The sequence below is a fragment of the Vibrio sp. SCSIO 43009 genome (assembly GCF_023716525.1).
In the GTDB taxonomy this organism is placed as follows: domain Bacteria; phylum Pseudomonadota; class Gammaproteobacteria; order Enterobacterales; family Vibrionaceae; genus Vibrio; species Vibrio alginolyticus.
The window spans coordinates 2,367,609-2,382,329 of record NZ_CP071842.1; the positions used below are offsets into that span (position 1 = coordinate 2,367,609).

Consider the following 14,721-nt stretch of genomic DNA (forward strand, 5'->3'; position numbering starts at 1 on the left):
GAATTTATCAAACAATTGATTTTGTTTCATAATTGGAACAATACTATTTCTAAGTTACTCAATAGTTCTTAACTATGCCACTTCACAAGAGTGAGGCTGTTGAGGTAACTTGGAATGAAAGACAACGGTGAGGAGACACAATGAGTAAACCACTACGAGAATTGCTCAGCCTACTACAACTCGAAAAATTAGAAGAAGGCTTGTTTCGTGGCCAAAGTGAAAACCTAGGTTTGCCTCAAGTTTATGGCGGTCAAGTAATTGGGCAAGCACTTTCTGCTGCGCGCTACACCGTTGAAGAAACACGCACGGTACACTCCTTCCATAGCTATTTTTTGTACCCTGGCGATCCAGAAAAACCTATTATTTATGACGTAGAAAATCTGAGAGATGGCCGTAGCTTTAGCACTAGACGCGTAAAAGCAATTCAAAATGGACGCCCTATTTTTTACCTAACCGCATCCTACCATGGCGATCAACCTGGGTTTGATCATCAAAAAGAAATGCCAGATATCCCTGGTCCAGAAAACTTTGCCTCAGAGAGTGAGCTCGCAAGCCATATTGCAGAATTTCTACCCAAACGCTTACGCAAAACATTTTGCGGGGAAAAGCCAATCGAAACTCGCCCCGTTACGGTTATCAACCCTTTGAAGCCCAAAAAAGCAGAACCCAAACAGTACCTTTGGATTCGTGCTAATGGTGAAATGCCAGAGAATCAGCTAATTCACCAGTACCTTCTGGCCTACGCATCCGATTGGGGATTCCTTGTGACAGCAATGCATCCACATGAAGTCTCATTAATGACGCCTAACTTTCAAGTGGCCACCATTGACCACTCTATCTGGTTCCATCGTACGTTTAAGATGGATGAATGGCTTCTATATGCGATAGAGAGCCCAACGGCGAGCAATACTCGTGGGTTGGTCCGAGGCGAAATATACAACCAGCAAGGTCACTTAGTGGCGACCGCCGTGCAAGAAGGGGTGATGCGCTACACGAAATAGCTCGTGTTCGTTACACGAAAAAAGGAGTGCTGTTCCGCACTCCTTTTTTAATGGGTATCAAACGATGATTAATTTGGTTGATACTTCATGTTAACAACCGACCATTCGTAAAGTGATTTCGGGTAACCATATTCGCCTTTCCCGTAAATGACATTTGGGTCGGCATAGAATCCACCTTTATTCGTTGCTAAAAATTCACGAACCCCACGACGGTAAGTAATCACAGGTGCTACTAACTCATACTCTACCTTTTCCATCTTCGAGTCATCAATTATTAAGAACCGAGTCATACGAATCGTGCTGCCGTTGGTGCAGTACCCTGGGTCATCATAGTCAATTGCTTCAAAAGGCTTGAGATCATCTTCGAACAGCTCTGATGCACATCCATCAAATCGAGCTAAGTGTACCCACGCTCCTTTTATTAGAGTTTGGTCATCGTTACCCACCGGCTTGAATGCAAGTAGTGCAATCTTACCTTTGCCGTATAATTTCAATTCTTCGTCCGTTGGCTCACGCACTGAACGAACGTTCATCAAACCAAACTCACTTTCTTCTAAGTTAGAAAACTCACGTGCATTTAGCGTGCTAAACAATACTGTTTGTTCAGTTTCAAGCAATGTATATTGATCCGCAACACCTTCATCTGCAAAGCTTAGATACAGCTGGACTTTCTTACTTTCCAACGCTTTGTAATCTCGAGATTCTCCTTCCGAAACGTCGAGAGAAATCCAACGTCTTTTTACTGGTGGGAGGTCAAGTAACGTCAGCTCTTCCTTATCAACATCTAATGAAGCGACTCCTTTAATTGTTGAGCTAGATATTTGATAGCTGCGGTTTCCTATTGGTGTACCAAAGTCTAGCTTAACCTTTTTAAATGGTTCAAATTCCACCTTCATTGTAGAAGCACTTAAACCAGGGTGATTCGCTTTGTTAATAGTGCCATTTACGACGATTGTTTTAGCTTTGTAGTTGCGCCCAGTAAGGGTAACCTCTAATTGGTACGTGCCTGCATGCAGGATTTTCAAACGCCCTGTATCAGGAGAAACTAGCTCGACCACAGGGTCTTTTTGGTTAATAAGACGGTAACTTGCCTTCGCAGTCCCACCACTCATCACTGGTGAGATAACACTACCAACGGAGAATTCTACCGTTGGGTAAGTAACCGATACAGGGTTTGTGCCTTGTTTAATCGTGACCGAGAAACTACTTTCACCCGGATCCACTTTGTCGTCCCCCGCATCCGAAACAATAATTTTTGTGCTACCCGCGTTAAGAATTTGCATGGCACCCGTTTGGCTGTTTAAGGAAACTACATCTGTTGCTGCGTTGTCTGCAAATCGGTACGTAACTTCCCCAACCGTACCAGAGATTTTCGGCGCAACAAATGTTTGGCCAACCTTCCAAATCTCTTCCACATCGGATTGAACTTCAATTCGGCTCGGCGCACTCAAAATTGTCACGTAGACTTTTTGATCAGGACCAACAGTATAATTCGCGCTCTCTTTTCTGCGCACAGTTAGCGTCGCTTTACCCGCTTTATACACATGGAGACGTCCTTCACTAAAACCACCGACAACATCTGGTGCGGTGTTATCTACAATCTCAATTTGCTCGTCAGCACTCAAACCAAAATCACGGTGAAGATCAAAACTGTATTTGTTGCTGTATACAACGTCATAATCGTGCGTTGCCATGGGTTGGCCTTCAGCCTTTGCAACTTTAATGACGACATTAAATTGAATAGGTTGGTAGAACTCCCCACCATCGTCTTCAAACTTAAGGTCGTACTCACCCGCAGTCACTACCTCCAACTTGCCGTCAGTCATTCGTAAGCCATTAGGTAAGCTGCTAACTAGATTTACGTTACCTTTTTGCCCTTTAAACGCCAGAGGGATTGAAAGATTTGGTTGATAGGTAAGCGGCATTTCAATGTCTTTTATAACGGGATGAGGCGCGCGATTAACTTCAAGATCAAAACGAGTTTTGCTTGCAGGATAATTACGCATGTCATGCTCGTAAATTTCCACTTCAGCAGCACCAACACCTTTGATCAGTAATGCTTCACCATTTTCAGTTTTAGCAACAACGTCTTCACCACGAATGATTCTCAGCTCATAGTCACCGTAGGCGTTCGTCACCTTAGGGAAAATTCGTCCACCTTCCTCATAAGTTGTGACGATATCCGCTGCCCTGATTTCTTGACGCTTACCTTGTTTTATATCCACAAAAAATTGCGCTGTTTGCTGTTTATCTAGAAACGCGTCGCTGTAAGTTGCAGTCGCTTCAACCGTTAATTGCCCAACATTATGAACAAGAAGCAAACCCGTTTCAGGGTCTAGCAACTCGGCCACCTTGCTGTCTGGTACGCTATTTATGATTTTGTAAGAAATACGTTGCGTTTGAGCTTTATCTAGACGCACTGGTTCTAACGTCAACCCTTCTCGATACTCGTCTTCAAGCAAAGCGAACTGTAATTGCCCCGGAGCTACTGCATGCAGTTTAACCGTAGCGCGAACTTGTTTCGGCAAGTAAAAGTCGTTACCTGAATCAGTAATCAGCACCGATGCCTGACCAACTGAACCTAATGAATATACCGAACCGTTCTCATCAACACGAATCAAGTTATGACCACTTTCTACCTCATAACTCAGTTCGCCTTTTTGGCCACGGACGATCAACGCTTTTCCTTCTGACTCAATCGCATTGAAATTCAGATCACTCACTGAAAGTTCAGTATTGATGCCTCGCTCTACAGTCACAGAAAATCTTGCTTCAGAAGATTCATAAGCAGAGCTACTATCTGTAGCAAGAATAGTCGCCGTTCCTGGGCGCAGAATTTGTAGTATTCCTGAGTCATTAATTTTCACGACATTTTGCGGATTAGAATCAATGACTTGGTAAGAAACCGACCCATGTACATTGCTCAGTTTTGCTTCAGTAACCGTTCCCACTCCTTCAAACTTCAATACCGTGTCTTCCACTTTTAATTGCGGACGGTTCTGCTTTGTTACCGTAGTTGGTGTCTTCGTATTGTTCGGCTTAGAGTCTCCCCCACCGCCACAGCCAGCGAGTAAAGCTGCGAGAAAAAGCAAATAGTAATTTCTGTTCATTTTTAGTAATACTTTGTTACATACAAGATGGAGCGATAATAATACGATGTTTTATTAATCACTATCCCCATTTTTGAGTACTTTATTAATTAAGTAATTGCTACTGTATTAATCCTAAAAACAAATACTCAAAAATAGCGACCAAATTACATGAAAACACAAAAAGCAAACGTTTAAATCAAACTCTTCCATTAATTTAGTAAAAATTAATATTCAATAAAATAAAACATGAAAAAGAAAGAGAAAAAATTTCGTTATTTTTTCTTTCATTATGATATATAGGATTAATGGACTGTAAAAACAAATGGTTAATGAAAAATAGAAGAGAGAATAAATATCGTTTATATTTATAAAATATCTGGTAGGAAATAGTTTTAAAAGCATAATCAAACTACCTTTTAACATTTAAAATACTAAAAGGTAGAATTAACATTAGATAGAATTCTTATAGGGCGAGTTATTTTAGGATTGGTAACTCTGTTGTGTATTTAATGGACTCCATAGCAAATGTTGAAGTCACATTAGATAGCCCTTTTACACTATTAACTAACCGCTTATAGAATTCGTCAAAACACTTCATATCTTTGACTAGTACTTTCATCATGTAGTCATACTCGCCAGCCATACGATAAAACTCCATTACCTCAGGAAAGTCACTCACAGTTGTAACAAAATGGTGATACCAACCTTCGGAATGATCAATCGTTTTTAACTGAACAAATGCAATGAAAGATAGCTCGAGCTTTTCTGCACTTAACAACGCCACGCGTTTTTCGATGTAGCCCTCTTCTTCCAACCTTTTCAAGCGCTTCCAGCATGGTGTTGTAGTAAGATTGACTCGCTCAGCCACGTCATTTAATGACAAGGTGCTGTCGGTTTGTAGTAAAGCAAGCAGCTGCTTATCTATTCGATCTAAACTCATTTCTATAAAACCCATAAAATGTAGAAAATTTTTCTACAGATATCTTTATTAAGAGTAACAATAGCAAAGTTTTTCTCGGAAATTATAGATAAATTATCCCTATCTAATACTTATCTATCGATTTCCCAAGGAGAGACGCCATGTGTACTGACCACAATTGGATCAACAATGCAGTGCGTAAAATTGAAGCAGACTTCCAACGTTCTGCTGATACTCACTTATTTAAACTCGAACTACCTTCTCTTGATGGTATCGATATCTATCTAAAAGATGAGAGTACGCACCCTACAGGCTCTCTTAAGCATCGATTGGCGCGCTCATTATTTCTTTACGCTATTTGTAATGGATGGATTGGTCCTGAAACCACTGTAATCGAGGCGTCCTCAGGCAGCACTGCCGTTTCGGAAGCGTATTTTGCGCGTTTACTTGGCTTACCGTTCATTGCCGTCATGCCGAAAACCACTGCACGTAAAAAGATCGAACAAATTGAATTTTACGGTGGTAAAGCGCACCTTGTTGAACGATCAGATCAGATTTATGACGAGTCTCGACGCTTGGCTCAAGAACTAAATGGTCACTACATGGACCAGTTTACTTATGCTGAACGCGCTACTGACTGGCGCGGTAACAACAACATCGCGAACTCTATCTTTAGCCAAATGGAGTTAGAAGATCACCCGATTCCTAGCTGGGTAGTGATGAGTCCTGGAACAGGCGGCACATCAGCAACCATTGGCCGTTTTATTCGTTACCAAAAATACGACACTAAGCTTTGCGTGGTAGACCCTGAAAACTCAGTGTTTTACGATGCTTTCCAGTCAGGAAATCACTCATTGAAAGGCGATACTGGCAGCAAAATTGAAGGTATCGGGCGACCACGTGTCGAACCAAGTTTTATTGCTGGTGTCATTGATGAAATGCGCAAAATTCCAGACGCAGCCAGTGTGGCAACCGCCCATTGGGTATCTCAGCTGATTGGGCGTAAAGTCGGCGCATCAACAGGCACCAATCTTTACGGTGTGCTGCAATTGGCTTGTGAGATGAAACAACTCGGTGAGAAGGGTTCTATCGTGACGCTTCTATGTGATTCTGGAGAGCGTTACCTAGATACGTATTATGACTTAACATGGGTAAAAGAGAACATCGGCGATATTCAACCTTACTTAGCTCAACTCGAAGTCATTCAAGCAAAAGGTTGCGTTGAGCCAGCTTGTTGCGGCTCAACTAACGCTTAACGTGCAAACTGGACTTTAAAAAACAGCCCAACTTCATGTGGGCTGTTTTTATCGCTGGGTTTTACTTTTTCTGGCGCGCTTCAAACGCAGCCAATTGTTCTGGCGTTGCCGCTGGTTGATGATTTTGTTTCCATTCATCGTAAGTCATGCCGTAAACACGTTCGCGAGCGTCATCAATATCTAAATCCAAACCGAGATTTTCAGCCTCAGATTTATACCATTTGCTAAAGCAGTTGCGACAGAAGCCCGCAAGGATCATCAGGTCGATGTTTTGTACGTCTTTGTTAGCATCTAAATGCGCCAATAAACGGCGAAATGTCGCCGCGTCTAACTTATCTTGTTCTTCTTGAGTCAAGTTTTTGTATTTGAATTCAGCCACTTTCCTTTCCTTCTCTCTTATTTAGCTAGCTTTCGTCACCATATCTAGTTAGTCGGTAGTCATGAGTAAGAAGTATGCTTTAGCGCAACAATTCCCATTCTAAAATCACTACCTTTGATAAAAGCTGATATGATAATTACCATCCATCCTATTGATTAAATTAACATTTAAACAAATCATTACAACGGTCTTTTACCAAGGTTATCGTCTAGTTATGAAAAACGCCATTCTATTATTGTCTGCCTTGACCATTAGCGTGCCAACTTTAGCTGCTCAAGAACAAGCTCATCAATCTTATTTTTATCTGGGTACTGGTAACGTTGGTTTTGATACACCGTATTTCGGCTCGGATAGAGACAATGAGTGGTCAACACCACATATCACAGTTGGCTGGGGTTACCATATAAACCAATACCTCGCGTTTGAAGGGGTTCTGCGCTATTCACAAAATGAACTTAAGAACGATGCTCTAAAAACTGACTTAGATCTTCACTATTACCAAGCAGGTATGTCTGCTGTTGTAACAAGTGATAACTTAGGCGATACGCCGCTGTCACTGTTTGGTCGCGTAACTGCGCTTGGCACTCAAGCTGAAATGTATGTTCCAAACGAACAAAAAGTCACAGATGATTCAGGCGCGCTATTCAACATCGGTGCTGGTGTCCATTGGGATATGAGCAAAGATATCTGGTTACGCGCAGAGTACATTTATAATGTCGCGGATATGGGTTTTGAAGATTTTTACGACAGCTACGAAGGTGTACAAATCAGCCTAGGGAAACGCTTCTAATCGAACGCTTCCGAGCTAACTTTAAACCGATAAAGAGAAGCCGAGGTTATTACCTCGGCTTTTATGTTTTAACGTTTGATTTAAGGGTGCGCTATACGGCCCTTCGTATCATGGCTAATTGCTTTGTTTAACTCTGCTTCTACATGACCTGGTGCTTGTGTTTTCGCCGAAATCAATCGGTACATTGCCGGGATAACAAACAAGGTCACCAATGTCGCAAACCCCATCCCGAAAAAGATTACCGAACCCACGGCAATACGGCTCTCATAACCCGCCCCTGTCGATACGATCAACGGAATTGCGCCAGCAAGTGTGGTAAACGCAGTCATCAAGATTGGACGTAGACGTCGCGCAGCTGCATCAATGATCGCTTTTTCAAACCCAACGCCACGATCACGTAGCTGATTGGCAAATTCTACGATCAAAATACCGTTTTTCGTCACCATACCAATCAACATGATCATGCCGATCTGGCTATAAATGTTCATACCTTGGCCCATAATAACTAAACCAAGGAAGCCACCAAATACACCCATCGGCACCGTAAACATGACCACTAACGGGTTTACGAAGCTTTCAAACTGAGCCGCCAACACGAGATACGCCACTAGCAGTGCCAATGCAAACACAACAGCAACACTCGCTTGGTTCTCTTTAAAGTCTTTCGACTCCCCCGAATAACTCACCGAAATGTCACCCGGTAAGTTGTCGATGGCTTCCTGGTCTAGGTAATCCAGCGCATCTCCTAATGTATAACCTTCCGACAGGTTGGCAGTAATAGTGATGGACTTCTGTTTGTTGTAGTGAGAAAGACGAATAGAGGCCGCCACTTCTTCAATTTTTGTGACCGCATCTAACGTCACTAGCTGACCGCTATTCGTGCGCAGATAAATCTGACTTAAATCTGCAGCATTATTAAAGCTATTTTCATCACCGCGAAGATACACATCGTACTCTTCGCCACGCTCAACATAAGTCGTTTCGCTTTTACCACCGAGCATGATTTCTAGGGTGTCAGAAATGTCTTGAACACTGACTCCTAGCTCTGCGGCACGCTGTCGGTCAACTGTAACCAATAACTCAGGCGTTTTTTCCGAGTAATCTATCTCTGCTCCTTCCATCATTGGTGATTCTTCTGCTTTGTTCTTTAGCATTTCAGCCCAAACAACGAGCTCATCGTAATCAGAGCCGCCTAATACGAACTGAACTGGCTCACTCGAACCACCTTGGAAACCTGGCATAAATGGGAACACTCGAACATCTGGGATACCTGCCAATTCTTTACGTACTTTGTTAAGGGCTTGCTGAGCCGTGATATCACGTTCGTTCCAATCTTCTAGAATCATGATCACAAAGCCTGTCTGGTCTCCTGCCTGGCCACCAAACGCTGGCGTTTGGATGCTGAATGACTTCAGATAACCTTGCCCTAGTAATGGCATCAATCGGTCTTCGACAATATCCATATTGGCTGACATACGATTGTATGACGTAGCATCTGCACCGCGCACAAACGCGAATATCACACCGCGATCTTCTTGTGGGGTCAGTTGGGCCGGTACCTGATTCATCAAGAAATAGCTACCGCCCAAACAAGCTAGAATCACCAGCGGAGCAGCCCAACGTACTTTCAATGTGCCTTTCAATAATGCGCGATAACCACTCTCAAGCTTGCTAAACAAGCGATCAACCGCTTCATTGAATCGATTTGGTTTTACATTCGCTTTCAAAATCTGACTACCTAATACAGGAGTCAGCGTCAGGGCAATCAAAGAGGAGAATATGACCGACATAGCCAGCAATACAGAAAACTCTGTAAATAGTAGACCTACCATGCCATCCATAAAGGAGATCGGTAAGAACACCATCACCAGCACTAATGTTGTTGCTATAACAGCAAAACCAACCTCTCTTGTGCCTTTATATGCGGCGAGTAATGGCGATTCACCGCGTTCAATATGGTGGAAGATATTCTCTACAACCACAATTGCGTCATCCACCACCAAACCAATCGATAATATCAACGCCATCAAGGTGATCAAGTTGATAGAAAACCCAAAGTAGTACGCGGCAATGAACGAAGAAATCAGAGAAACAGGTACCGTAACCGCAGGAATTAAGGTTGCACGAGCTTGGCCGATGAAAATGTACAACACCAAAATCACCAAGCCGCCCGTGATAAATAGCGTGCTGTACACCTCTTCGATTGAACGCTCGATAAATACTGTCGCGTCGTAATCTATCGCAAGACGTGTACCTTCTGGTAAGAACTTCTGGATGTTATCGACTTCAGACCTAACCAGCTTCGCAACCTCTAACGGGTTTGCGTCTGACTGCGGTACCACACCAAGACTGATGTTTACTACACCATCACTTTTGAAGGTTGAGTTTTCGTTTTCTGCACCAATGAAGACATCTGCTACATCTTTTAAATAGATAGGTGTATTGTCGCTTGCGCGTTTAATGACAAGATATTGAAAATCTTCAGGCGTGTTATAAGTACGAGCCGTACGCACGGACATTACCGTTGAGTCGTTGCGAACTTCACCACCTGGGCTTTCTAGGTTCTCACTTCGCAAAGCTGATGTAATGTCCGAAGCTGTAACTGAACGTCCAGCCATTAGTTCTGGCTTAAGCTTCACGTACATTACCTTGTACAAACCACCGGAGAGATCAATGGAGCTAACCCCAGAGATCAGGCTAAAGCGGTCCATCAATACACGTTCGGCATAATCGGTTAATTGAGTACGGTCCATCTCTGCAGAACTGAGATTGATATAGAGCGACGCCTCTCCCGAGCCATTGTTCTTATAAACAATAGGGTCATCCGCTTCATCAGGTAGCGAGCGCTGAGCACGAGCCACAGCATCACGCACGTCGCTCACACCTGTGTTGAGATCGTAACCTAATTCAAACGTGATCGTGATACGCGACATGCTGTTACGAGTAGTGGAGCTAATTTCATCAACTCCACTGATCCCAGAAAGCTGGTCTTCCAAAACGGAGGTAATTTGGCTTTCAATAATAGTCGCCGATGCACCCTCATAACGCGTACTGATAGAAACGACTGGGCTTTCTATATCAGGCATTTCACGAACGGCTAATTTGGTGAATGACACAAAGCCAAACACACACAACAGCATGCTCAGAACCAACGCCGCGACAGGGCGTTTAACTGAAACGTCGGACAGTAACATTAGTTTTCTTCCTCATCCGATTCACTGTCATTGCGTGTCACATCCGTGGTGTTCGCTTTTAGTGGCGCGACAATTTCTTTCACTTCGACACCATCACGCATGTTAACAATGCCTTGAACCACAATCTTGTCACCAATCTCAACACCAGATTCGATCACCACCTCGTTACCAACACGAGCACCTAGCGACACTTCTTGACGAGTAGCTTTGTTGTTTTCATCAATTACATATACAAAACGTTTAGTTCCGGAGTATTCAAGCGCTTGAACAGGAATGATTGGCGCCTTAATAGCAGGAAATGCTAGTGAAGCGTTCATCAACATGCCCGGCTTCAATTGATTTTCTGGGTTATCAAACTCAATACGCACGCGAAGATTCAGTGTTTCGGCGCTGATACGCGTATCAATACCTGTGACTTGACCAGTAAAGATCTGGCTACCCCATGCACTGGTTTTAGCGATGACTTCCATACCAATAGAAAGCATCGATAAATAGCGCTCCGGTACTTGTAAATCCAGTTCCATGACGGAAAGATCATCCAACGTCAAAAGTTCAGTACCCGCACTGACCATTTTGCCGCGGCTAAAATCGATAAAACCAACAGTGCCAGAAAATGGAGCAGTAATATGGAGATCAGCTAAATTGGCTTGAGCAGCATCAAGCCTCGCTTGTGCTATTTCAACACTGGCTTTTTGTGCATCGATTTCAGTTTGAGTAATCGCATTCCGCTTAACCAAACGTTGGAACTCTTTTAACTTACGCTGTTCATCTTTAAGGTACGCCTTTGCCTCAATCAAAGCGGCTTGAGCCTTATCGTCATCTAACTTAATTAATAGCTGGTCTTGCTGGACATTTTGATTCGCTTTAACAGCGATTTGATTCACTTTTCCGGCGACTTCCGATGCGACAACGACAGACTCCGCTGCCTTTAATTTGCCGATAAGAGTTAAGGATTGATTGATCTCGTGCGTTTCTACTTGTTCAGTCACAACGGTAACCGCTGAGCCTCCTCGCATCGCAGCGCAAACCGATGGAGAACTCAGTAATATAGAAAGCGTTAAAACAGATAACGATAACGTGGCTTTCATGCTCATGATATTGACTTCTAAACGAATAAACTTATGTCATTAAACTGCTTACAGTTTATCAGTAGATACGGTGTTTAACGTCAAGTAGTGTAAATTCAAGTAAAAAGCGCGCTTCTCTTCTGTTCAAAGGACAAACAAAACGCTGACTTTCTACCATCTTTGCCCAAAAAGACAGCATTCAACGTAAAAACGTAAGAAAAACGCTTTACAGCCTGAGCGAGTTTGCTATGATTCGCTCCGCACTTGGGAGATGAGTTGGGAAAACATCTTACTAAGTATAAAAATCCTCTGGAGGGGTTCCCGAGTGGCCAAAGGGAGCAGACTGTAAATCTGCCGGCACTGCCTTCGATGGTTCGAATCCGTCCCCCTCCACCATATTCTTTCTTATGTTTTTCCTTTAAACGTGAGAACAACTTGGAAGCTAGGTTGGGAAACTAACTTTTAAGTATAAAAATACCCTGGAGGGGTTCCCGAGTGGCCAAAGGGAGCAGACTGTAAATCTGCCGGCACTGCCTTCGATGGTTCGAATCCGTCCCCCTCCACCATATTCTTTCTTATGTTTTTCCTTTAAACGTGAGAACAACTTGAAAGCTAGGTTGGGAAACTAACTTTTAAGTATAAACACCCTGGAGGGGTTCCCGAGTGGCCAAAGGGAGCAGACTGTAAATCTGCCGGCACTGCCTTCGATGGTTCGAATCCGTCCCCCTCCACCATATTCTTTCTTATGTTTTTCCTTTAAACATGAGAGCAACTTGGAAGCTAGGTTGGGAAACTAACTTTTAAGTATAAAAATACCCTGGAGGGGTTCCCGAGTGGCCAAAGGGAGCAGACTGTAAATCTGCCGGCACTGCCTTCGATGGTTCGAATCCGTCCCCCTCCACCATATTCTTTCTTATGTTTTTCCTTTAAACATGAGAACAACTTGGAAGCTAGGTTGGGAAACTAACTTTTAAGTATAAAAATACCCTGGAGGGGTTCCCGAGTGGCCAAAGGGAGCAGACTGTAAATCTGCCGGCACTGCCTTCGATGGTTCGAATCCGTCCCCCTCCACCATATTCTTTCTTATGTTTTTCCTTTAAACGTGAGAACAACTTGAAAGCTAGGTTGGGAAACTAACTTTTAAGCATAAAACACCCTGGAGGGGTTCCCGAGTGGCCAAAGGGAGCAGACTGTAAATCTGCCGGCACTGCCTTCGATGGTTCGAATCCGTCCCCCTCCACCATATTGAAGAAGCCAGCTCATTGAGCTGGCTTTTTTCGTTTCAGGATCTTGATAGCATAGTCCTACTACAACGAACCTTTCACTCCTAACCGAAACTCTTCTCGATTGAATACCTATCACAGTAAATAAGTGATCAGAAATAGCGTAGGGAAAATGCTTGAGAACAAGGCGCAATTTTTCGATAAGTAGTTATTCTACAATCAAAAATTGCAACGTAGTTATCGAGTATTTTAACAAGCTAGAATGACCAGTTATTTACTACGATTGGTATAACCTATACTCAATCTCACTAAAGCAACCAACCCCATGTGAAACTCCACAAACAAAAGGCTGAGGAGCAGATCTTTACCCTACAAACAATGTACTAGCTATTTTGATTTTGTTAGTTCGTATGGCCTTAATATAAATGTTCAATATAACTAGGAAAACACTTGAGTACTTACTAGAAAAAGTGGGCTCGCAAAATTACCAAACGGACTCAATTAGTGATGTTTGTATAAAAACACGTACAAGAAATATAAATGATAGATACAAAAAATCCCGCAGGGGATGCGGGATTTTTACTAGTGACTAAATTGGTTTAAAGGTGACTAGCCTTGAATGCCAACGATTAACCATGGCGCATTAGGCGCAGTCAAGTCACGCTCTAGGTGCCAGATATCTTCGATTTCTTCTTCAACACCTTCTACTGTGTCACGGTAACGACCGCTAAACTGCAGACTAAGCTGTGCTTTATTTGCATCGTAATCAGCACGGACGATCTCCGCATCAACGTACATTACGTCAGTATGCTGCTCACCGTCGAGCTTCGCGCGCTCTGCTTTTAGGTCTTCAAACAAGCTTGGAGAAACATATTCTTCAATAGTTTCTAGCTGGTTGTGATTCCACGCACCTTGCAGGATTCGATAGTGTTCACGAGAACCATTAATGAACGCTGCTTGGTCAAAACCCGGTGGGTAGTTATGTGGTACGTCTGTTTGAGCGCCAAAACCACCAAAGCCACCATTATTTGTGTTTGGTTGTTGCTCAAAGTTTTGCATGTTTGGTTGCTCAAACTTAGACGCGTTGCCACCAAATGCAGGCTGTTGACGATGCTGGTTCATACTGCCCTGCTTCGCACCTAGCATACCGCGCATTAGTTTAAAGATGACAAAGGCAATCAAACCAATAATTAGGATATCCATAAACTGGATACCTTCAAAAGCACCGCCAAAGAATGCAGCAAGTAGACCACCAGCAAGAAGTCCGCCTAGCAGACCACCCATAAGGCCTTTCTTACTTGAAGACTTTGTCGTCTGATCTTTACCGACCGTATTGGTGTTTTGTTGCTGTTGTTTCGGTGCTGGTGCGGTTTTGTAGCTCTTACCGAAAGACTTACTGCCACCAAACTTCTTCGCTTCCGCGATAGGCGTTACAGCAACAGTAAACATCAACAAAGCAACAATAGAAAATAAACGTTTCATCGTTATCCTTAAAGTTAGCTATCTAAGATAGTGCCCCATTTTCAAGACGAAACAATCGTTGTTTCAAACAGTAGCACGCCAAAGATGATTTTTAAGTCATCATACTCTGTATACCGATTGATGAAAATAGCTTATAGAAGCTGACATGTATCAGAATATTGCCAAAAATGCAGACTGCTCACACTGCTTACAATTCAGCTGAAGGCGCTTGATCAATGTAAAAAAAGTATGGAATAAGTTCACTAATACTCCAGATTGTTTTACTTGAATTAGAATCAGTGACACAGCTCAGAATCCTACACCTTGAGGGCACTTGGA

9 protein-coding genes and 6 tRNA genes are annotated in these 14,721 nt (G+C 43.0%); 9 read left to right on the top strand and 6 right to left on the bottom strand.

The genetic code is table 11. The features are described from left to right. The first annotated feature begins 140 nt into the window (after positions 1–140). Complete coding sequence (gene tesB, locus J4N43_RS10940; protein ID WP_033905035.1) at positions 141–1,001, top strand: acyl-CoA thioesterase II; 861 nt, start codon at positions 141–143, stop codon at positions 999–1,001. A 68-nt stretch (positions 1,002–1,069) separates the two neighbouring features. On the opposite strand, the gene J4N43_RS10945 is transcribed toward tesB, so the two are convergent. After that, on the bottom strand, positions 1,070–4,111 hold the full coding sequence (locus tag J4N43_RS10945) for a hypothetical protein (protein ID WP_053349421.1): 3,042 nt from the start codon (positions 4,109–4,111) through the stop codon (positions 1,070–1,072). 457 nt (positions 4,112–4,568) lie between these two features. Further along, the gene (locus J4N43_RS10950; protein ID WP_025998626.1) at positions 4,569–5,033 is read right to left on the bottom strand and encodes an Lrp/AsnC family transcriptional regulator; all 465 of its coding nucleotides are present in this window, start codon (positions 5,031–5,033) and stop codon (positions 4,569–4,571) included. Between the two features lie 140 nt (positions 5,034–5,173). On the opposite strand from J4N43_RS10950, the gene J4N43_RS10955 reads away from it, so the two are divergent. After that, positions 5,174–6,268: a PLP-dependent cysteine synthase family protein gene (locus J4N43_RS10955; RefSeq protein ID WP_158159592.1), complete on the top strand. Its 1,095-nt coding sequence runs from the start codon at positions 5,174–5,176 to the stop codon at positions 6,266–6,268. A 61-nt stretch (positions 6,269–6,329) separates the two neighbouring features. Here the strand turns inward: J4N43_RS10955 and J4N43_RS10960 are convergent, their stop codons facing one another. Beyond that, entirely contained in the window at positions 6,330–6,647 is a 318-nt protein-coding gene (locus J4N43_RS10960; RefSeq protein WP_005378586.1) for a DUF1244 domain-containing protein, read from the bottom strand. A gap of 214 nt (positions 6,648–6,861) precedes the next feature. Here J4N43_RS10960 and J4N43_RS10965 point away from each other — a divergent pair, with 214 nt between their 5' ends. Beyond that, the gene (locus J4N43_RS10965) at positions 6,862–7,437 is read left to right on the top strand and encodes a porin family protein (protein ID WP_053307492.1); all 576 of its coding nucleotides are present in this window, start codon (positions 6,862–6,864) and stop codon (positions 7,435–7,437) included. A gap of 80 nt (positions 7,438–7,517) precedes the next feature. Here J4N43_RS10965 and vmeF read toward each other — a convergent pair whose 3' ends face one another. Continuing rightward, positions 7,518–10,631: a multidrug efflux RND transporter permease subunit VmeF gene (vmeF, locus tag J4N43_RS10970; protein ID WP_158159591.1), complete on the bottom strand. Its 3,114-nt coding sequence runs from the start codon at positions 10,629–10,631 to the stop codon at positions 7,518–7,520. Continuing rightward, a complete protein-coding gene (locus tag J4N43_RS10975) occupies positions 10,631–11,725 on the bottom strand; it encodes an efflux RND transporter periplasmic adaptor subunit (RefSeq protein ID WP_005389959.1) in 1,095 nt (364 codons plus the stop codon). The genes vmeF and J4N43_RS10975 overlap by 1 nt, the downstream gene beginning before the upstream one ends. A gap of 284 nt (positions 11,726–12,009) precedes the next feature. Between J4N43_RS10975 and J4N43_RS10980 the strand changes: the two genes are divergently transcribed. The 6 genes from J4N43_RS10980 (at position 12,010) to J4N43_RS11005 (ending at position 12,941) form a co-directional block, all read left to right on the top strand. Then, positions 12,010–12,094, top strand: a tRNA-Tyr gene (locus tag J4N43_RS10980). An 85-nt stretch (positions 12,095–12,179) separates the two neighbouring features. Continuing rightward, positions 12,180–12,264: transfer RNA gene (locus J4N43_RS10985), tRNA-Tyr, on the top strand. Positions 12,265–12,347: 83 nt separating this feature from the next. Next, positions 12,348–12,432, top strand: a tRNA-Tyr gene (locus tag J4N43_RS10990). Between the two features lie 85 nt (positions 12,433–12,517). After that, positions 12,518–12,602, top strand: a tRNA-Tyr gene (locus tag J4N43_RS10995). A gap of 85 nt (positions 12,603–12,687) precedes the next feature. Beyond that, positions 12,688–12,772: transfer RNA gene (locus J4N43_RS11000), tRNA-Tyr, on the top strand. An 84-nt stretch (positions 12,773–12,856) separates the two neighbouring features. After that, a tRNA-Tyr gene (locus J4N43_RS11005) sits at positions 12,857–12,941 on the top strand. A 589-nt stretch (positions 12,942–13,530) separates the two neighbouring features. Here the strand turns inward: J4N43_RS11005 and J4N43_RS11010 are convergent. Continuing rightward, entirely contained in the window at positions 13,531–14,403 is an 873-nt protein-coding gene (locus tag J4N43_RS11010) for a Tim44 domain-containing protein (RefSeq protein WP_005384268.1), read from the bottom strand. Positions 14,404–14,721: the final 318 nt, after the last annotated feature.